Origin of the sequence: Avibacterium volantium (assembly GCF_900635775.1) — a bacterium.
Lineage (GTDB): Bacteria > Pseudomonadota > Gammaproteobacteria > Enterobacterales > Pasteurellaceae > Avibacterium > Avibacterium volantium.
Map to the genome: position 1 here is coordinate 2,025,603 of NZ_LR134167.1, position 18,778 is coordinate 2,044,380.

At 42.0% G+C, this 18,778-nt stretch carries 19 protein-coding genes and 1 pseudogene; 2 read left to right on the forward strand and 18 right to left on the reverse strand.

Features of this window, described 5'->3' with window-relative positions:
• Positions 1-2: 2 nt before the first annotated feature.
• On the forward strand, positions 3-758 hold the full coding sequence (menH, locus tag ELZ61_RS09595; RefSeq protein WP_126373234.1) for a 2-succinyl-6-hydroxy-2,4-cyclohexadiene-1-carboxylate synthase: 756 nt from the start codon (positions 3-5) through the stop codon (positions 756-758).
• Positions 759-839: 81 nt separating this feature from the next.
• Here the strand turns inward: menH and holA are convergent, their stop codons facing one another.
• From holA to purM, 11 genes are all read right to left on the reverse strand, one after another.
• Positions 840-1,877, reverse strand: coding sequence for a DNA polymerase III subunit delta (gene holA, locus ELZ61_RS09600; protein ID WP_126373236.1), 1,038 nt, complete (start codon positions 1,875-1,877; stop codon positions 840-842).
• Entirely contained in the window at positions 1,877-2,377 is a 501-nt protein-coding gene (locus tag ELZ61_RS09605; RefSeq protein ID WP_126373238.1) for an LPS-assembly lipoprotein LptE, read from the reverse strand. Before ELZ61_RS09605 ends, holA begins: the two co-directional genes overlap by 1 nt.
• Positions 2,378-2,387: 10 nt before the next feature.
• Entirely contained in the window at positions 2,388-3,086 is a 699-nt protein-coding gene (locus ELZ61_RS09610) for a DUF8095 domain-containing protein (RefSeq protein ID WP_126373240.1), read from the reverse strand.
• A 56-nt stretch (positions 3,087-3,142) separates the two neighbouring features.
• On the reverse strand, positions 3,143-5,725 hold the full coding sequence (leuS, locus tag ELZ61_RS09615) for a leucine--tRNA ligase (RefSeq protein WP_126373242.1): 2,583 nt from the start codon (positions 5,723-5,725) through the stop codon (positions 3,143-3,145).
• Positions 5,726-5,874: 149 nt separating this feature from the next.
• A complete protein-coding gene (locus ELZ61_RS09620) occupies positions 5,875-6,507 on the reverse strand; it encodes a glucose-6-phosphate 1-dehydrogenase family protein (RefSeq protein ID WP_197717459.1) in 633 nt (210 codons plus the stop codon).
• A 3-nt stretch (positions 6,508-6,510) separates the two neighbouring features.
• A complete protein-coding gene (gene apaH / locus ELZ61_RS09625; RefSeq protein ID WP_126373245.1) occupies positions 6,511-7,332 on the reverse strand; it encodes a bis(5'-nucleosyl)-tetraphosphatase (symmetrical) ApaH in 822 nt (273 codons plus the stop codon).
• Between the two features lie 4 nt (positions 7,333-7,336).
• A complete protein-coding gene (gene rsmA, locus ELZ61_RS09630) occupies positions 7,337-8,188 on the reverse strand; it encodes a 16S rRNA (adenine(1518)-N(6)/adenine(1519)-N(6))-dimethyltransferase RsmA (RefSeq protein WP_126373247.1) in 852 nt (283 codons plus the stop codon).
• Positions 8,189-8,272: 84 nt separating this feature from the next.
• Positions 8,273-9,217 (reverse strand): peptidylprolyl isomerase, encoded by a 945-nt coding sequence (locus ELZ61_RS09635; protein WP_126373679.1) that lies wholly within the window; start codon positions 9,215-9,217, stop codon positions 8,273-8,275.
• Positions 9,218-9,313: 96 nt separating this feature from the next.
• Positions 9,314-9,856: a bifunctional pyr operon transcriptional regulator/uracil phosphoribosyltransferase PyrR gene (pyrR, locus tag ELZ61_RS09640; RefSeq protein ID WP_126373249.1), complete on the reverse strand. Its 543-nt coding sequence runs from the start codon at positions 9,854-9,856 to the stop codon at positions 9,314-9,316.
• Between the two features lie 142 nt (positions 9,857-9,998).
• Positions 9,999-10,637, reverse strand: coding sequence for a phosphoribosylglycinamide formyltransferase (gene purN, locus ELZ61_RS09645; protein ID WP_126373250.1), 639 nt, complete (start codon positions 10,635-10,637; stop codon positions 9,999-10,001).
• Positions 10,637-11,674 (reverse strand): phosphoribosylformylglycinamidine cyclo-ligase, encoded by a 1,038-nt coding sequence (gene purM / locus ELZ61_RS09650; protein WP_126373252.1) that lies wholly within the window; start codon positions 11,672-11,674, stop codon positions 10,637-10,639. Before purM ends, purN begins: the two co-directional genes overlap by 1 nt.
• Positions 11,675-11,906: 232 nt before the next feature.
• Between purM and ELZ61_RS09655 the strand changes: the two are divergent.
• Positions 11,907-12,375 (forward strand): annotated as a pseudogene (locus tag ELZ61_RS09655) (surface-adhesin E family protein).
• Positions 12,376-12,484: 109 nt separating this feature from the next.
• Here ELZ61_RS09655 and ELZ61_RS09660 read toward each other — a convergent pair.
• The 7 genes from ELZ61_RS09660 to ELZ61_RS09690 form a co-directional block, all read right to left on the reverse strand.
• Positions 12,485-13,210, reverse strand: a complete 726-nt coding sequence (locus ELZ61_RS09660; RefSeq protein WP_115249505.1) for a TerC family protein — start codon at positions 13,208-13,210, stop codon at positions 12,485-12,487.
• A gap of 70 nt (positions 13,211-13,280) precedes the next feature.
• Complete coding sequence (gene mutH, locus ELZ61_RS09665) at positions 13,281-13,949, reverse strand: DNA mismatch repair endonuclease MutH (protein ID WP_126373254.1); 669 nt, start codon at positions 13,947-13,949, stop codon at positions 13,281-13,283.
• 30 nt (positions 13,950-13,979) lie between these two features.
• Positions 13,980-14,519, reverse strand: coding sequence for a methylated-DNA--[protein]-cysteine S-methyltransferase (locus tag ELZ61_RS09670; RefSeq protein ID WP_126373256.1), 540 nt, complete (start codon positions 14,517-14,519; stop codon positions 13,980-13,982).
• Positions 14,520-14,565: 46 nt separating this feature from the next.
• Complete coding sequence (locus tag ELZ61_RS09675; RefSeq protein WP_126373681.1) at positions 14,566-14,886, reverse strand: HigA family addiction module antitoxin; 321 nt, start codon at positions 14,884-14,886, stop codon at positions 14,566-14,568.
• A 9-nt stretch (positions 14,887-14,895) separates the two neighbouring features.
• Positions 14,896-15,201: a type II toxin-antitoxin system RelE/ParE family toxin gene (locus tag ELZ61_RS09680; protein ID WP_126373258.1), complete on the reverse strand. Its 306-nt coding sequence runs from the start codon at positions 15,199-15,201 to the stop codon at positions 14,896-14,898.
• Between the two features lie 141 nt (positions 15,202-15,342).
• A complete protein-coding gene (locus ELZ61_RS09685; protein ID WP_126373260.1) occupies positions 15,343-16,722 on the reverse strand; it encodes an outer membrane protein transport protein in 1,380 nt (459 codons plus the stop codon).
• Positions 16,723-16,972: 250 nt separating this feature from the next.
• Positions 16,973-18,631 carry a putative transporter gene (locus tag ELZ61_RS09690; protein WP_126373262.1) on the reverse strand — a complete coding sequence of 553 codons (1,659 nt, stop codon included), beginning with the start codon at positions 18,629-18,631 and terminating at the stop codon, positions 16,973-16,975.
• Between the last annotated feature and the right edge of the window lie 147 nt (positions 18,632-18,778).

Below are 18,778 nucleotides of genomic sequence, written 5' to 3' on the forward strand. Positions count from 1 at the left end.
AAATGGCAACGCAACGTCCGCATTTGGTTTTTCTGCACGGGCTACTTGGCACAAAAGCCGATTGGCAAAAAATTATCGAAAAACTACCGCACTTTCCCTGCGTTGCCCTTGATCTTCCTTTTCACGGCGAAAATAAACAGCTTGCCGCCAAGGATTTTGCTCAAAGTGCGGAAATCTTAAATGCGCAAATTCAAAGTGCGGTGCAAAATCAGCCTTATTTTTTAATCGGTTATTCCCTCGGCGGACGACTTGCCCTTTACTATGCCTTGCAAGCCGAAGTGGAAAAAGGGGATTTGCAAGGGCTGATTTTAGAAGGCGCAAATTTAGGGCTAACCTGCGAGCAAGAACGCCAACAACGCTGGCAAAATGATTGTGATTGGGCGGAACGCTTTGCCACTCAGCCTGCGCATCAAGTGTTAGAAGATTGGTATCAACAGCGTGTTTTTTCTCACTTAACCGCCGAGCAACGCCAAGCCTTAATTCAACTTCGCCAAGCTAATTGTGGTGAGAATATCGCTCAAATGCTCAACGCCACTTCCCTTGCCAAACAACCTGATTTTCGCCCACAAGTGCGGTCAAATTCCTTGCCAATTTTTTATCTGTGCGGTGAAAACGATGGCAAATTCCGCCAAATGGCGGTGGAAAATCAACTGAACTTACATTTAATCCCAAATGCTGGGCATAATGCCCATCAAGAAAATCCGCAAGGTTTTGTTGAGTGCCTACAACAAATTCTAACCAATATAGGAATAAACTAGAAAAACCAGCTAATTAAGTGAAAATTCATCAGATTTTAAGATAGCAACACATTCTTAGAAACACTGACTAAAGCGAAAAATTTAATGACAAATCTGCACAGATAAATCAGCCAATTTTTCCCACACATCATTACTAAATTCAAGTTTTACCAAGCGTTCTAATTCAGCGAGCTGTTGAATGATTTTATACAATTTGCGATAAGTTAAGCGTTGGATTGCTTGCAGAAAAAGCGGGCGGCGTGATTGCCAAATTTTGAGTTGATCAAACTGCTCACGCAATTTCGCGGTAGAAAGCGGTTGATCAATATTGCTCATTCCTTGCTGTGGTTGAGTGAGTGTTAGAATCGTAATTAGCTCGCGTTGTAAGGTGCGCAATAAAATCACAGGCTGGATTTCCTCACCACGCAAGCCGGCTAGAATCCGTCTGGCACGCTGACTTTTGCCCTCAAGCAAGGCATCTACCCATTGGAACACGGTAAACACGGAAGATTGCTCCACCACGGTTTGCAGACGCGATAAGGTGATTTTATCCTTAGGATAAAGCAAGGCGAGCAGTTGTAAGGTTTGTTTTAAGGCAAGAAGATTATTTTCGTAGCTGTAACACAAAAGCTGGATTGCTTCTGGCTCAACAAAAATCTCTAAGGCTTTGCTGCGCCCTACAATCCAACGGGGTAGCTGTTCAATATTTGGTGTTTGACAATTGACGATAGAAAATTGCGCATCAAACTGATTGGCTTGCACAAACCAATCTTGCTTTTCCATTGGCTTGGTGAGCTTTGCCGTTTGTAGAATAAGCAACACGTCTTGATTTAATAAGCCAACTAATTCGGCTAAACGCTTTTGTAAAGGTGCGGTGAGATTTTCGGGAAAATTTAGCAATAAAATTTGACGGTTAAAAAACAAGCCCATTGATTGCACTTGTTCGTTTAAGGCGATCCAATCGGTGCTGTTATCCAGCGTGATCTCATTTTTTTCATCGAAACCTTGCTGCTTTGCCACAGCGCAGATGAGATCCTTACTTTCTTGCAAAAGCAAGGGATCTTGCCCCACTAAACAATAAATTGATGCCAATTTTTTCTCTAGCGAGGCCCTAAGCTGATCAGCAAACAGACGTTGCATTATTGACTTTTCACCTGTTGTTTTAACGCCACCATTTTGGTGATAAGCTGACGCGCAGCTTGTTCACGCATATCGTTCCAAATCACTTCTTTCTCGGCAGATTTCGCTAAGGCAGCACGCGAGTTATCAAAGAAGGTGCGTGTAACTTGGGTGTTAATCGGATAACGTTGCTTATTTTTAAGCTGAACGCTGGCTTCCACTTGCAATACTAGCACTTTTTCCGCCTCACGCCCCTGTTTGAAAATAGACGCCACTTCGCTATTCTCACGAACATTATTTAAGCGTAACACCACCACATCACCTTGCTCAACAAGCTGAATGTTATTGGCTCGCAACTGCTTGCGCATAGCAATCGTCATCGCATCATAAGGATCACTACTTTCCAAACGCAATGTTTTCATCTCTTGTGGAATTAATTCACCATTTTCAAAGTGGAAACCACAAGCCGTGAGTGTTGCCAACGCACCAACAAGGCATAATTTTTTAAGTAAATTCAACATAATAGAAACCTTATTTACAAATAATATTAAATAAAATGCTCGCTTTTTCTTTTACATTAGCCAGTGCCAGATTACGTCCTTTTGTTTTTTCTACATCTTTAATTTCCCGCTGTAAATCAGGGGTATTACCTGTAAAACTTGGCGTATAACCAACTTCTTTTGGTAGTGCATTATATTGCACCTTGGTGTTAATTAAGGCTGTATAAAAATCGGTAAAGCTATTTTGTGGATAATAATTGCTAGCCATAACAAGTTTTACACCTTGCTTACCCTGAAAGTCTTTGCAGATCCCATTCGGTGCAGTGAATTTTGCGTGAGTAAGACGATAAGCACCAAACTCATAAAAATCAAAGGAAGAGGCTTTGGATAACTGAGCAATATCTTGTTTTTTATGTGGGTTAAGAGAACGATTGCCAATTTTGAAAATAGTTGCCATACCGTGGTTATTTCCAGTAAATAGAAAGGATAAATCCCCCAGTGCGTATGTGGTATTATTTTCACGTTGCTCAGCATAGCCTTGAAACTGAGTTAGATCACGTTCATTCCAAGGCTTGTTTATTTCTGAGCTAGGCGTAATAGAAGTAAAACTTACTTCTTTAATTTTCCCATCAATATCTTTATAGGGACGCCAAGGCACATCATTTTGTGTTGCACAACCAGAAAGAGCGGTCAAAATACAGCTAATTTTTACAATATTGGCATATTTCATCGGTTATTCCTTATAAAAAGGTGGGAAATTTCCCACCCATAAGATTATTTTGAGGATTATTTCGCGACAAAGCTAAATAACTTACCTGGTACATAGATGGTTTTCACAATGGTTAAACCGTCTAGGAATTTTTGTACATTCGGATCGGCAAGGGCGATTTCTTTAATGGCGTCTTCTGCCATATCCGCAGGCACAGTGATTTTCGCGCGTACTTTACCGTTTACTTGTACCACCACCAATTTTTCGTCATCAACCATTGCTTGCGCATCAGCTTTTACCCAAGGGGCGAAGTCAATAGCGTCTTGGTTGCCAAGCTCTTTCCATAATTGGAAACAAATGTGTGGGGTGATTGGGTAAAGCATTCTTACCACTGCATTTAAGGCTTCTGCCATTACTGCGCGCTCTTGCTCATCGTCCAATGGGGCTTTGGTTAATTTGTTCATTAGCTCCATTACCGCAGCAATCGCTGTGTTAAAGGTTTGGCGGCGGCCAATATCATCGCTCACTTTCGCAATGGTTTTATGCACATCACGGCGAAGCGCTTTTTGTTGGCTTGAAAGTGCGGTTGGATTTAGCGCAGTTTTTGCTGGATTTTTGCTGTATTCAAACACTAAATTCCATAAACGGCGCAGGAAACGATTTGCCCCTTCCACGCCTGACTCTTGCCATTCCAAGGTCATTTCCGCAGGGGAGGCAAACATCATAAACAAGCGCACGGTATCCGCACCGTATTTTTCCACCATTTCTTGTGGGTCAATACCGTTGTTTTTCGATTTGGACATTTTTGTCATTCCGCTGTGGACTAACTCGCGTCCTTCATCATCAATGGCACGGATAATACGCCCTTTCTCATCGCGCTCAAGGGTTACTTTCGTTGGTGATACCCAAATGCGCTCGTTGGTGTCGCTGGTGTAATAGAACGCATCAGCCAATACCATTCCTTGACACAATAATTTGTTTGCTGGCTCGTCAGAGTTCACTAAGCCCGCATCACGTAATAATTTGTGGAAGAAACGGAAGTAAAGCAAGTGCATTGTGGCGTGTTCGATTCCACCGATATATTGATCCACCGGTAGCCAGTAATTGGCTTCTTCTGGGTTCAGCATTGCTTGGTGGAAATCTGGGCAAGTGTAACGCGCGTAATACCACGAAGATTCCATAAAGGTGTCGAAAGTGTCGGTTTCTTTCAATGCGGGTTGTCCGTTATAAGTGGTTTTTGCCCACTCAGGATCGGCTTTGATCGGGCTGCGCACGCCGTCCATTACCACATCTTCAGGTAACACGATTGGTAAATCAGCCAATGGTGCAGGTACAACTTCACCGTTTTCCAGTGTTAGCATTGGAATTGGCGCGCCCCAATAACGTTGGCGAGATACGCCCCAATCGCGTAAACGATAATTCACTTGGCGTTTGCCCACGCCCATTTTTTCTAATTTATCGGCGATGCCATTGAATGCGGCATCAAAATCCAAGCCATCAAATTCTGCTGAATTGATCAAAATACCGTGTTCGGTGTAAGCCTGCTTTGATAAATCTAGCGGGCTACCGTCTGCTGGCGTAATCACTGGATAAAGCGGTAAATCATATTTTTTAGCGAACTCATAATCACGCTCATCGTGCGCTGGCACGGCCATTACCGCACCTGTTCCATAGTGCATTAACACGAAATTCGCTACCCAAACAGGTACTAATTTTCCTGTAATCGGGTGAATGGCGTGAATGCCCGTTGCCATTCCTTTTTTCTCCATTGTGGCAAGCTCGGCTTCTGCCACTTTCGTGTTTTTGGCTTCTTGAATAAATTGCGCAAGTGCGGGGTTATTTTGCGCTGCTTTTTCTGCTAATGGGTGCGCAGCTGCCACAGCAAGATAAGACACGCCATAGAAAGTATCAGGACGTGTGGTATAAACTGTTACGGTTTCATCAGAATTTTCAATATTGAAGGTTATTTCCACCCCTTCCGAACGGCCAATCCAGTTACGTTGCATTGTTTTCACCATATCTGGCCATTCTGGCAGATGATCTAAACCACCTAATAATTGCTCGGCATATTCGGTGATTTTAATAAACCATTGTGGGATCTCTTTTTGTTCCACAGGCGTATCACAACGCCAGCAACACCCTTCGTGAACTTGCTCATTGGCAAGCACGGTTTCATCATTCGGACACCAGTTTACGCTAGAGGTTTTTTTATACACTAAACCTTTGCGATAAAGCTCTGTGAAGAACCATTGTTCCCACTTGTAATATTCAGGTTTGCAAGTAGCGATTTCACGATCCCAGTCAAAACCAAAGCCCAAAATTTTGAGCTGATTTTTCATATAATCAATATTTTCGTATGTCCATTTTGCAGGCGCGGTTTTATTTTTCACCGCCGCACCTTCCGCAGGCAAGCCAAATGCGTCCCAACCCATCGGCTGTAACACATTTTTACCGTTCATTCGCTGATAGCGCGAAATTACATCACCAATGGTGTAGTTGCGAACGTGTCCCATATGCAAGCGACCAGAGGGATAGGGGAACATTGAAAGGCAATAATATTTCTCTTTGCTTGGATCTTGCACCGCTTTAAATGTTTTATTCTCAGCCCAATATTTCTGCACTTCAGGCTCAATTAAATCGGGGCGATATTGTTCTTGCATAATGTTACCTTTAAAAAATTATCAAAAAATTGACCGCACTTTGCCCATTTATTACGGCGATTTTAGGCGGCATAGATGAATAAGAAAATGTAGTATAGGATAGCGTAAAATGGGGAAAATTGATAGAACTATTGCGAAAATTGCCACCCTTATTGGTGGTGGCATTTCTCATACAACGGCACTAACTCTTGAATGGTTTGTGCGATAAATTCCACTGCATCAATGTGATCTAACTCGGCTTTTTCAATATTTTTCCCTATGCAGAAAAAATCTTCATCATTGTTGAGGCAAAAATCTTGCGCAGAAAGCGACCGCACTTTGCGGAAATCGGCGTATTCACTTTCATCACCACGCCAAAAATCAAAATCGGCATACTGAGTTTGATCCAGTTGTTCAAACCATTGGTTATATTGTTGCACATTGATTTGCGAGCGATCAGCGCGATAGCAGTGCCAATCAAGACTCACTTGTAAACGGCGGCGGTTTAAAATAACCGATAAAATGGCGGCAGAATTTTTGTTAAATTCATATTTAAAATAAGCGAAAAAATGCGCCCGCACTTGCCAACCGTTACACCATTTTTCAATATGGGGTTCAGCAAAAGGTGGGCCAAGGCGTTGCGCCACTTGCAAAATCGCTGTTTTCCATAAATTCCATTGCCGTTTGTAATCCGCTTTAATTTGTGGGATTTGCTCTGGGCAGAATTTTTTCATCTGGGCGAACTGGAAAAAAGGAAGATTGAACAGCTCGCAACTGGCAGAAGTAATCAGTTTTTCTTTCATAGGTTAGGTGTATTGTTTCATTGCGGGTTGAGTAAAATACTGTTTATCTTCCCAGCGTAGCATTGTCATTCGATTGCCCCACACGCAGCCGGTATCAAGAGCGTAAATATTGGCTGGGGTTGGCGTATCAACCAAGCTCGCCCAATGTCCGAAAACGAGATTTTCTGTTTTGAATAAAGGATTATCCAAGTTAAACCAAGGGGTTAGCTCAGAGGGGGCTTGATCCACAGGGGCTTTGCAAGCGAAATCAAGGCGATGATCATAATAACAAAAACGCATACGGGTAAACACGTTGATAATGTAACGTAGGCGATCGATGCCCTGCAAATCAGGCGACCAGCGATCAGGCAGGTTATCATACATCTGTTCGATCATTGCATAATAATCACCGTGGCGTAGCACTTGCTCCACTTCGGCAGCGCAGGCTTTTGCCGTGGCAAGATCCCAATCAGGCGAGATCCCTGCGTGAGTGAGTAAAAATCCTGCTTGTTGATTATGAATAAGCAAGGGTTGCTGGCGTAGCCAATCAATCAATTCGTGAAAATCAGGGGCGTTAAAAATGGCCTCCACGCGATCCTTGGGTTTGATTTTTTTTATGCCAAGTGCGGTGGAAATTAAGTGCAAATCGTGGTTGCCCAGCACGGTGTGCGCTGCGTTACCAAGGGATTTGACTAAACGTAAACATTCAAGGGATTTATCCCCACGCGCCACCAGATCACCCACTAAATAAAGCACATCTTGGCTCGGATCAAAGTTTACCTTTTCCAACAAAGCGTGCAATTCATCATAACAGCCTTGCAGATCGCCGACTAAGTAGGTTGCCATTGTTTTATTCCGTTTCGCTCTGTGTGTTTTCCACCACAGGGTTATCACATAGCCAGTTTGCTAATCTGGCATAATCGGCAATGGAAAGATTTTCTGCCCGCGCATTTAAATCAATCCCAAGTGCGGTGAGATTTTCCGCAGAAAATAGTGTAGAAAGCGCATTACGCAAGGTTTTACGCCGTTGATTAAAGGCTTGCGTACACACGCGATTGAGCCAGTATAAATCTTTCACTGGGTGCGGAAGCGTGCCGTGTGGAATTAAACGCACTACCGCGGAATCTACTTTGGGCGCTGGTTTGAAAGCGCTCGGCGGCACTTCCAAGACAGGCATGACTTGGCAAAAATATTGCGCCATAATGGTTAAACGTCCGTAAGCCTTGCTATTCGGTGCAGCGCAAAGGCGTTTTACCACTTCTTTTTGTAGCATAAAGTGCATATCTTGAATTTGTTCGCAATAGTTGAACAAATGGAACATTAATGGCGTTGAAATATTATAAGGAAGATTGCCAAAAATGCGTAATTTCTGATTTTTTTCCGCTAAATGTTCATCACGGTAAAGTTGCCCAAAATCAAACTGCATCGCATCTGTTTCAATCACATTCAACTTTTGATGTAAAAATGGGTGATGACGCAAACGTTCAGCCAAATCTCGGTCTAACTCCACAACGGTTAAACGCTCAACTCGCTCCGCCACAGGTTCTGTTAGCGCCCCCAAACCGGGGCCGATTTCTACTAAGAATTGATCTGGCTGTGGATAAATGGCTGCCACAATGCTTTGAATAATATTATCGTCTGATAAAAAGTTCTGCCCAAAACGTTTACGGGCGGTATGACCTAGATGTTTTCTTGAACTCATAATGATTTATCACTGTTAAAAAAGACACGCTATTATAAAACAAAAATCCCAGCATTGGGGCTGGGATTTCGTGATTGCTTCAAATTACTTGAAATATTTAATATTCGCTGTTTTACGCAAGGCTTTCACCCAATCTTGTGAGGCTTCACGCAGTTGTTGATTGACTAACTGCTCATAGGCTTTTTGCATATAAGCATCACGGGTACGATCCCCTTGGCGAGTGTCAGTAACTTCTAAAATATGCCAGCCAAATTCTGTTTTAAATGGGGCTGAAATGGTGCCTTTCTTCGTGCTTTGTACCATTTTAGCAAAGGGTGGCACATAGGTTTCTGGGAAAGCAAAGCCTAAACTGCCGCCATTCGCGCCAGATAAATAATCTTTAGAATATTTTAATGCGGCATCAGCAAAGGTGGTTTTGTGCGCCAAAATATCCGCACGAATTTGAGTTAATTGCGCTTTCGCTTGCGCATCATTTAATAATGGGTTTAATTTCAATAAGATATGACGAACTTGGTATTCTGTTCCAGTTACTTTTTTCTCTTTACCCCGTGCTTTCGCTTGATCAAGCAATTTTTGCCCAAGTTCTTGTACTTCTTCTCGGGTTACATCAACACTTTTACCAATCGCCTGATTGCGCACTTCCGACATTAATAATTGATTTGCGATCTGTTGGCGATACTGATGATAGTTAATGCCTTGATAATCCAATACATCAAGTAGTTGTCCGTACGTCAAGCCATTGCGTGCCGCAATATCTTCCATTACACGATCAACTTGTGCGCTACTCACACTCACACCAGAATCTTTAATGGCTTGATTAACTAAAATATCATCAATCACCGTATTTAATGCCGCCTCGCGATTTGCTTCTGTATTGGCCTTTTTACCTAAAGCAGTACGCACTTGGCTTTCTAAAATAGGGCTTCCATTCACGGTGGCAACCACGCGTTCTACGGCAGATACATTCGCTGAAAGCGCAAATAATCCCACCAAACCTACTAAAATCGCTTTAAAGTTAAATCCTTTCATATTTTCCATTTATTAGTTCAAATTATTTTACGTTAGAGTGTCAATTTGCCAAAAGGTTCATCGATTTAGTTTGATAAAACATTTTTTACACGACGTTTATTTTGATACCAGCGCCACTTCATAACATTGATCAAACTTCATCGTCCGAACTTGCACTTTTTCCGCACGACTGGTTGGCACATTTTTGCCGACATAATCGGCACGAATTGGCAATTCACGGTGTCCGCGATCCACAAAAATCACTAATTCCACTTTTGCCGCTCGCCCAAAATCAATTAACGCATCTAATGCAGCTCGAATGGTTCGCCCTGTGAACAACACATCATCGACCAAAATTACAATTTTATTTTGAATACTCACATAATTTGATGCGCCGCTATACACAGGTGATCGGCTTTGCGGCTCAACATATTCCAAATCATCGCGATAAAAGGTAATATCCAAATCAAGGGAAGGCAGCTCTTTACCGGTTAAATCATTAATTTTACGTTTGATTAACTCTGCAATTTCCGCCCCACGGCGCTTAATTCCGACAATAATGAGGTCATTGAGATTTTGATGTTTTTCGATGATTTCGTGCGAAATTCGAGAAATGGTTCGCATAAATCGATCTTCATCAATCAGAATTTTTTCTGCCATTTATAAATCCTAAAGAGTAACTAAGTTATGATGAATTTTCGCTACTATACCAAAAATTCACAAAAAAATGACCGCACTTAATGAAATTCTTTCTCCGCCAGAATAAAGAAAAAGCACAAACTGAAGTTTGCGCTTTGTACCCTTAATCCATTGCATAGCCTGCATTTGGCAGGCATTTGCCATCTAAATAGGCGCTGCCATTTTGAAGCGTTAAACGATCGGTAACAAACCATTTAATCACTAAAGGATAAATTTGCTGCTCTTGATATTTCACGCGCTGCTCAATATCACTGACTTCATCATCTGGAAAAATTGGCACTTTGGCTTGCAGCACGATCGCACCACCGTCCACTTCTTCATTGACAAAATGCACCGTTGTACCGTGCTCTTGCTCACCTGCGGCTAAAGCTCGTTGGTAAGTATCTAAGCCGGGATATTTCGGCAATAATGAAGGATGAATATTCAAAATTTTGCCCGCAAAACGTTGCGTAAATTCAGCAGTTAAAATTTTCATATAACCAGCTAGCACAATTAAATCCGCACCAAGCTCAGCAATATAATCACCGATAGCCCGATCCATCGCTAGATTATCGGCGTAATCTTTGCGTTCAAAAAGTGCGGTGGGAATTTCAGCCATTTTTGCGCGTTGCAATCCATAAGCTGTTGCTTTATTGGCGATAACAACACAAATTTGCGCAGGAATATCCCCCACCTTGCAAGCATCAATAATGCTTTGCAAGGTTTGCCCTTCACCAGAAATCAGTACAACGATCTTTTTCATTAACGAATAACAACCTGCTCTTCGCCTTCGCTCGCACTTTCAATGCGACCAATCTGCCACGCTTTTTCTCCTGCTTGTTGCAATAACGCCAACGCGGTTTCCACTTGATCTTGTGGCAAGGCGATGATCATACCCACCCCGCAGTTGAAGGTGCGATACATTTCATAGCGATCGATATTGCCCTGCTCTTGTAGCCAGTTAAAAATAGCAGGCCACTGCCAGCTTGATTCATCGATCACCGCTTTCACATTATGCGGTAACACGCGTGGGATATTTTCCCAGAAACCACCACCCGTTAAGTGAGAAATGGCGTGAACAGGCACTTGTTTGATTAATTGTAAAATGGATTTAACATAAATTTTGGTTGGTGCTAACACTTGATCGGCGAAAGGCTTGCCGTCTAATTCTGCGCTAGCAGGATCGATACCTGAACGCTCGATCACTTTGCGAATTAAGGAATAACCATTGGAATGCGCGCCACTTGAGCCTAATGCGATCAAGGCATCGCCCACTTTCACTTGGCTGCCGTCAATAATTTCTGACTTCTCGACCACGCCCACGCAGAAACCTGCTAAATCATAATCACCTTGATGATACATTCCCGGCATTTCTGCGGTTTCCCCGCCCACTAAGGCGCAACCTGATTGTTCACAACCGTTGGCAATGCCTTTAATCACGCTGGCTGCCACATCTACGTCTAATTTGCCTGTGGCATAATAATCTAGGAAAAATAGCGGTTCTGCCCCTTGCACCACTAAATCATTAACACACATCGCCACCAAGTCAATGCCGATGGTATCGTGTTTATTCAAATCAATGGCAAGGCGTAATTTTGTGCCAACACCGTCTGTGCCAGATACCAAAATTGGCTCTTTATACTTACTTGGCAACGCACAAAGTGCGCCAAATCCGCCCAACCCGCCAATCACTTCGGGACGTGTGGTGCGTTTTACATCGGCTTTAATTTTTTCTACTAAGGCATTACCGGCATTAATATCCACACCCGCATCTTTGTAGCTTAATGATTGTTTGCTCACGATTTTTTCCTATATGGCTTAGTTACTGAAAATTGCGCGTATTGTAGCACGCCTACGCAATCGTTTGCGATAAATTTTATCGCGTCGCTTTATTTTCACTCTTTATGTAAACCTGATTTTGTGGAACAGCTCACAAAATCGTCTTTTTTTGTTAGAAATCCCCATTCAAATATGCCAGAATGATTCTAACCTAATCAACGAGCGTTCTTCCTCAGAATGTAAGGAGGTCAAAATGAAAAAATTAGGTTTATTGCTTAGCGTAATGCTACTTGCCGCTTGTTCTACTACGCCTACTTCACCCCCCCCCAGAAGTGAAACTCGTTCTGCCAACCTTAACCAAAGCAGGCTATTTCAAATTAGCGCCGAATGCAGAATATTATGTGGATACCCAATCGGTTTGGGTGGATAACGAAGACAAGCACTTAATTCATTTTGATGTGGTGATTAATTCGGATAAAGGCTTATTCGTGTATAAAGAGCGCCCAGAACTTTACGCGCGCTCCGTGCGTCAATACAAAATTCTCAACTGTAATACTTATCGTCTTACCCAAGTTAGAACGGATTACTACAGTGAATTTTGGGGCGATGGTATCCGCGCCGCCTTACGCAAACAACAACGACACACGGTAAAATTGCAAAAAAATTCCACCCTTTATGTGTTAGGGCAAGTGATGTGCGCCAATATGTATCGAAAATGGTAAGGCAATAAAAGTAAAATAAAAAAATTAGGGCTGGGAAAAGTCAAAAGAAGAAAAACAAAGTGCGGTGCAAATTTTCAGAATTTTTGCACCGCACTTCTTTATTTTAGCATTATGGGCGTTTAATCAAACGCTTACGCATTTTGATGTTGATCATTTCGACTACCACGGAGAAGCCCATAGCAAAGTAAATGTAGCCTTTTGGAATGTGGAAATCTAAGCCTTCACCAATTAACGCCACCCCCACTAAAATCAAGAACGAAAGAGCAAGCACTTTCAGTGTTGGGTGCGATTCCACAAAATCACCAATCGGTTTAGCTGCTAGCATCATTACGCCAACGGCAATCACGATTGCCAAAATCATCACGCCAATTTCGCTTGCCATTCCCACAGCAGTGATCACAGAATCCAGCGAGAATACAATATCTAAAATGGCAATTTGAATAAGTACGCTGAAAAAATTCACTTTTTTTGCCGCACTTTGGTCTTCGCCCTCTTCTTCTGGCGTCATTGCGTGGTGAATTTCATGGGTACTTTTTGCCACCAAAAATAATCCCCCCACGATTAAAATAAGATCACGCCCTGAAATTTGTTGCGAGAAAACTTCAAATAACGGCTCAGTGAGTTTCATTAACCAAGAAAGAGAAAGCAATAATAAAATACGCGTAGCCATTGCCAAACCTAAGCCTATTAAACGTCCTGATTGGCGTTGTTGGGCAGGCAAACGCCCTACTAAAATACTGATAAAAATGATGTTATCAATACCTAAAACAATTTCTAATGCGGTTAGGGTAAATAAAGCCACCCACGCTTCGGGGCTGGCGATCCAGTCAAACATAATAAGTTCCTTATAGATTAAATCTAAAGCGAACAATGATATAGATTTCTGGCTTTAATGGAAAGGAAAATCAGCCATTTTGCTGAAACTGTTGCAGGATTTCGTGGGTGAAATTTTTGCGTAAATAAAAGCCGAGCGGTAAGGTGTCAATCATCTCGCCATTTCGCCCAATGCCTTTGGTGAGCGCTTTACTATTTGCACCTTTGGGGCGAAGTTGCAGCACTTCACCAAGGCGCGCGGTGATTTCATCAAGCCGACCAAACACGATATATTCCATTAATTCTTCCCAATCTTGCTGCAAACGTTGTTCTTGCTCAGGTGAGGGCTGCCATAAAATAGGCTGCCCAATATGACGTTCAGCAAGGGGAATGGTGCGTTCGCCTTCAATGGGAATCCACAACACTTTGGATAATTTATGGCGAACGTGAGAAGACTGCCAAGTGATTCCACTATTTTGAATTAGCGGCGCAAGGCTGACGAAGGTGGTTTCAAGGGGCTTACCTTGACGATTAATGGGTATCGTTTTAAGTTCAATGCCAAGATGGGCAAAATCTTGTTCCGCTTTGCTGCCCGCGGTTGCGCCTAAGGCAGTTTCCAGCAGCATTCCCACCCAGCCTTTATCCCGTTTCAAATTGGGTGGCACAGACATATTCAGCTCCTTGGCAACTTCACCAAAGGTGAGTCCTGCCAGCGATTGCGCAAGGGTGAGTAGAGCTTGTTCGGTGTTTGGGCTATTCATAAAGTGCGGTGCTTTTTTATTAAATTTTTGTTAGCTTTGATACTTTTTCAATAATTTCTGTTTGACGTATTCCACGCCTTTATCTACATAAGCAATATTTTCTAACTGTAATAAATGGCGTTTGGCAGGCAACCCGCCGCCAAATCCCGTTAGCTGACGTGTTTTTCCTAACACACGATGGCAAGGAATAATAATGCTAATTGGATTACTTCCCACCGCACCACCTACAGCGCGCACCGCTTTAGGCTTGTTAATGCGATTGGCTAACTCACCATAACTTATGGTTTCACCATAAGCAATTTTGCAAAGCTGCTGCCAAATGCTTTGCTGAAAAGGCGTGCCTTGTGGATTAAGCGGAATCCCTGCAAAATCTTCTTTTTCACCATTAAAATAACGGGTTAATGCTGCCGAAACTTGTGCAAAGAGCGGGTGATTTTCCTGTAAAATCCATTTCGGATTTGGCGCAATTTGTTCAGCTTCTAAATCCAAATTGGTTAATTTGTTATCTTGGCTAATCATCAATAACCGCCCAATGGGGGAATGATAATAACAATAATAGATTTCGGACATTGGGAATTCTCTAAAAAATCACATAAAAAAGACCGCACTTACCTTTTTATACAGAAAAGCTCGCGCGATAGTTAGCTATTTTCACCTTGTCTAAACTTTGTTGAAAACGTGCATTATGGTTCAGTTCCCACAAATCAAGGTTATTTTGTAAATTAATCCAAAATTCGGGGCTAGTACCAAATGCTTTTGCCAATTTTACCGCCATTTCTAAAGTTACTTTAGAATGACTGTTTACTAAGCTACTTGCAGTATTGCGATGAACATCAAGGATTTCAGCAAGATCGCTTACTTTAAGATTAAGTGGTTGCAAAAATTCTTCTTGTAAGATTTCTCCGACTGATGTGGGCTTGCGCTGTGTTGAGAACATCATTTCTCCTTATAAATCATAACGATGTGGATCAAGATAAAGCTGAGAAAGTTCGCCATTATCGAAATGAAAAATCAGACGATATTGTTTATTCACCCTAATGGAATAACGTTTATTCTCTTTAGGCTCGAGCAGCTCAAGGTGATTGGCAGGCGGAACCCGTAAATCATTTAGATTTTCTGCCGCATTTATCATATCTAATTTTCTTGCTAATACTTTCGTTAAATTTGCAGGAATTTTGCTATGCAATTCCCCATACTGGAAAAAACGATAAAGATAGTCATCTTTAAAATGCTTAGCCGTTAAATTAAACATCTTATTTGCTCTGCTTATTTCTTATTATGAAAAATATTGTAAAGAATTGAATTGCATAGTACAAGTGTGCAATTAAGAAAAAGCCTATCCAGCAGGATAGGCTTATTATAATCCAATTCGCGTAAATGCCTAGTTCTTAAATTAGAAGCTATAATTTACGTTTAGGCCGTAAAGGTTGGCGCTAGATTTTGAACGATAGTCAGCTTTTACTTCAACTAAACCACCACCAAGACTTTGTGTTTCGGTAAAGTTGACTTTCTTACCGCGTAAATGAGCAAAACCGAAATCTACAGAAAGACTTGGGGTAAATTTATAAGTTGCCCCTAAGCTATACCAAGTACGATCGGTATCTGGAATTGACGCACTCGCGTGCTCAGTTGGTGCAGCTGCTTCATCATAAGCAATACCAGCGCGTAATGTTAGTTGATCATTAACAAGATAGCTTGCACCTAAGGCTACGCGTGTATTATCGCGGTATCTTTCTTCTTTATGGAATGCAAGATCACCATTGCGAGAGCCTGCCGGCACGCTCTCATAAGTCGCGTGTAAATTTTTCAAACGACTCCACTCTGTATATTTGTAGCTATAATGCACAGCAAAAGCATCTGTTAATTGGTGGAAACCAGAGATTTCCCAATAACCCGGTAAATTTAACGTTAATGAACCCGCACCAACATAAGGTTGAACACCATAAGGCATATAACTTACTGCGTTACGATCTTTAAATTTCACATCAACTTTTGAGTGGTATGCAACACCGATACGGTTTCTTTCATTAAATTCATAAACCAAGCCAGCATTCCAACCAAATCCCCAAGCGCTTCTATCTTCAAGGTGAGTAAGAACTGTACCTTTCTCAACACCTGCACCAACTTGTGCCGCCATTGGTGCATAAGGGCTAGGACTTGCTGCAACCGCATTTAGTGCGTCATCTAAAATCCCTGCTGTACGTTCAACTTCAGCTTTAGCATAGATAGCATTTAAGCCAGCACCAATACTAAATCCTTCAGTAACACGGTAAGCACCACTTAAATTTAAGTTAATTGCGCTTAAATCCGTTTTTCCGCCAAAAACACCCGCACTATAATCGCTGCCATATTCACTTCTTAAACCGAAGTTTACATTCATTCCTCCACCAATCGCGAATTTATCATTGATTGGGGCTACGAAATACATATTAGGTACTAATGAACCTGGTACAACATCATTATTATCAGCAGATTGTGGACGAGTAACTGGACGACCACCTGCTGTCGCGGTTACCGTACCATCAACACGAATTTTAGAATCGACATAAACCCCACCCGCACTAAATTGGTTGGTTTTAAATAAAGTCATCAAAGCAGGGTTGGTAGCCACCACAGAGGCGTTATCAGCAATAGCTGCTTCACCAGCATAAGCACGGCCAAGACCTGAGCTTGAAACTTCTGCTAATTGGAATGCAGCTGCTTGCGCACCTCCAGCGACAGCCAATAATGCAGAAGAAAGTAATGTTCTTGAAAAAATTGTTGTTTTAGTCATTTGTAACCTTTTTTCGATTAAATTGATAAAAATTGATTAGAAAAGCTGTTGGATTGTAAAGAAAGCACTACACTAGTGCAAACAAATTTAGCCTAACAAATCAGAGTTCAGACCAGTTGAAAAATATAAAAAGAAAACAAAGGGATAATAAGCAGCCAGTTCATCGCAAACTTAGCTGTTATATCAAAAATAAGAATAAAAAAATGCCCAGCTAAGCCGGGCATTGATAAATTACTAAATGTGAGAAAAGTTAGAAAAAAGACCACAATAAAATAGCTAATAACTGTGGTGAGAGTATCCGCAAGAACATCACCAGTGGATAAACGGTGGCATAAGAAAGTGCGGCAATTCCGCTGTCTTCTTTAATCGCGTTGGCAAAGGCAAGCGCAGGGGGATCTGTCATTGAGCCTGCAAGTAAACCACATAAAGACAGGTAGTTAAGTTTTAGGTATAAACGCGCAAACAGCCCCACCGCCATTAATGGGAAGAAGGTGATGATAATGCCATAGCCCATCCATTCAAGCCCAGAACCATTTACTAGGGTATCCACAAAGTTACCGCCTGATTTTAGCCCTACAACCGCAAGGAATAACACAATGCCAATTTCGCGTAACGCTAAGTTAGCACTTGGTGGCATAAACCAGTAAAGTTTTCCAATGCTCCCTATTCTTGCCAAAATCAGCGCAACAACAAGCGGCCCACCAGCTAAACCCAGTTTTAGCGCCACAGAAAGCCCCGGAATATAAAAAGGAATTGAGCCTACTAACACCCCTAAGCCAATCCCGATAAAGACAGGGAGCATTTGCACCTGTTGCAATTTTTGCTGTGCGTTACCAATTAAGGCAATGGCGTTATCAATCATATCAGCGCGTCCGACAATGTGTAGCACATCACCAAATTGCAAGCTCGTGTTTGCACTTGGTACAAGTTCCACCCCGGCACGGTTTAACCGAGAAATCACCACACCATATTTTTGATGAATACCCAAAGATTTAATGCGTTTTCCCAAGACCTTTTCATTGGTTACCACAATGCGCTCTGAACGAAGATCACCGGTGAGTGTTGAGCGTGGCACATCTACTTCTTCACCAATCACGAGCTTCATTTTTCTTAATGTATGCGCTTCCCCCACTAAATGGAGCAAATCATCAAGAAAAATTTCAGTGTCTGCATTCGGCACGCTTACGTTATCGCCACGTTTTAAGCGAGAACAAACCACCTCTTTACTTTCAAACCCCGGAATTTCAATTAGCGGCAAGCCGTTAAGATTTGGGTTCGTTACGCGCACATTCATTGAACGCAAACTTTCCTTATCCTGACCGCTTTCACGTTGGAAATTGGCCTCCTCTTCTTCCACTTTTATTTTAAAAAACAACCGCACTAACCACATTGTGAGTAAAATCCCACAAATCCCAAAAGGGTAAGCTACGGCATAAGCCATACCCATATTGCTGGTGGTGTGGCTCATTCCTAATTCAGCAAGAATTTGTTGCCCGGCCCCTAAAGACGGAGTATTAGTTACCGCCCCAGAATAAACCCCAAGAATAATATCAAGTGGCACATCAGCGGCTTTATATAGCACAACCACACTGGCTGCCCCAAGTAATACGATGAGCACCGCTAACCCATTGAGTTTTAAGCCTGATTCTCGTAATGAGGCAAAAAAACCCGGCCCTACTTGAATACCAATCGTATAAACAAATAAGATCAAGCCAAATTCTTGAATAAAATGTAGCGTATGCGCATCTAAATGCACCCCATATTGGTTGGTAAAATGGGCAACAATGATCCCCCCAAACAATACTCCCCCAATACCTAGCCCTACGCCACGAATTTTAAAATGGCCGATCCATAATCCGACCACCGCAACGAGGGCTAAAATGCTAATCGTAACTGCAATATCACTCATAACAACCTCAAAAATTTAATTTAACTAAAAAAATTATAGCAATCTCCAGATAGAAAGAATAAATTAAAGTCCAAAAATTTAATCTACATCACATTTTTCTTGCTTACCGCATTAATTTCTTTAACAATCTTTGAACAAATTTCTCAT

Excerpts from the sequence above, each read along its gene's own strand:
- ELZ61_RS09670 (WP_126373256.1), bottom strand. The coding sequence starts at position 14,519 with ATGTCCGAAATCTATTATTGTTATTATCATTCCCCCATTGGGCGGTTA.
- menH (WP_126373234.1), top strand. The coding sequence starts at position 3 with ATGGCAACGCAACGTCCGCATTTGGTTTTTCTGCACGGGCTACTTGGC.
- ELZ61_RS09605 (WP_126373238.1), bottom strand. The coding sequence starts at position 2,377 with ATGTTGAATTTACTTAAAAAATTATGCCTTGTTGGTGCGTTGGCAACA.
- ELZ61_RS09690 (WP_126373262.1), bottom strand. The coding sequence starts at position 18,631 with ATGAGTGATATTGCAGTTACGATTAGCATTTTAGCCCTCGTTGCGGTG.
- ELZ61_RS09610 (WP_126373240.1), bottom strand. The coding sequence starts at position 3,086 with ATGAAATATGCCAATATTGTAAAAATTAGCTGTATTTTGACCGCTCTT.
- ELZ61_RS09675 (WP_126373681.1), bottom strand. The coding sequence starts at position 14,886 with ATGTTCTCAACACAGCGCAAGCCCACATCAGTCGGAGAAATCTTACAA.
- ELZ61_RS09680 (WP_126373258.1), bottom strand. The coding sequence starts at position 15,201 with ATGTTTAATTTAACGGCTAAGCATTTTAAAGATGACTATCTTTATCGT.
- purN (WP_126373250.1), bottom strand. The coding sequence starts at position 10,637 with ATGAAAAAGATCGTTGTACTGATTTCTGGTGAAGGGCAAACCTTGCAA.
- apaH (WP_126373245.1), bottom strand. The coding sequence starts at position 7,332 with ATGGCAACCTACTTAGTCGGCGATCTGCAAGGCTGTTATGATGAATTG.
- mutH (WP_126373254.1), bottom strand. The coding sequence starts at position 13,949 with ATGAATAGCCCAAACACCGAACAAGCTCTACTCACCCTTGCGCAATCG.
- ELZ61_RS09685 (WP_126373260.1), bottom strand. The coding sequence starts at position 16,722 with ATGACTAAAACAACAATTTTTTCAAGAACATTACTTTCTTCTGCATTA.
- leuS (WP_126373242.1), bottom strand. The coding sequence starts at position 5,725 with ATGCAAGAACAATATCGCCCCGATTTAATTGAGCCTGAAGTGCAGAAA.
- ELZ61_RS09620 (WP_197717459.1), bottom strand. The coding sequence starts at position 6,507 with ATGAAAGAAAAACTGATTACTTCTGCCAGTTGCGAGCTGTTCAATCTT.
- holA (WP_126373236.1), bottom strand. The coding sequence starts at position 1,877 with ATGCAACGTCTGTTTGCTGATCAGCTTAGGGCCTCGCTAGAGAAAAAA.
- rsmA (WP_126373247.1), bottom strand. The coding sequence starts at position 8,188 with ATGAGTTCAAGAAAACATCTAGGTCATACCGCCCGTAAACGTTTTGGG.
- ELZ61_RS09635 (WP_126373679.1), bottom strand. The coding sequence starts at position 9,217 with ATGAAAGGATTTAACTTTAAAGCGATTTTAGTAGGTTTGGTGGGATTA.
- pyrR (WP_126373249.1), bottom strand. The coding sequence starts at position 9,856 with ATGGCAGAAAAAATTCTGATTGATGAAGATCGATTTATGCGAACCATT.
- ELZ61_RS09660 (WP_115249505.1), bottom strand. The coding sequence starts at position 13,210 with ATGTTTGACTGGATCGCCAGCCCCGAAGCGTGGGTGGCTTTATTTACC.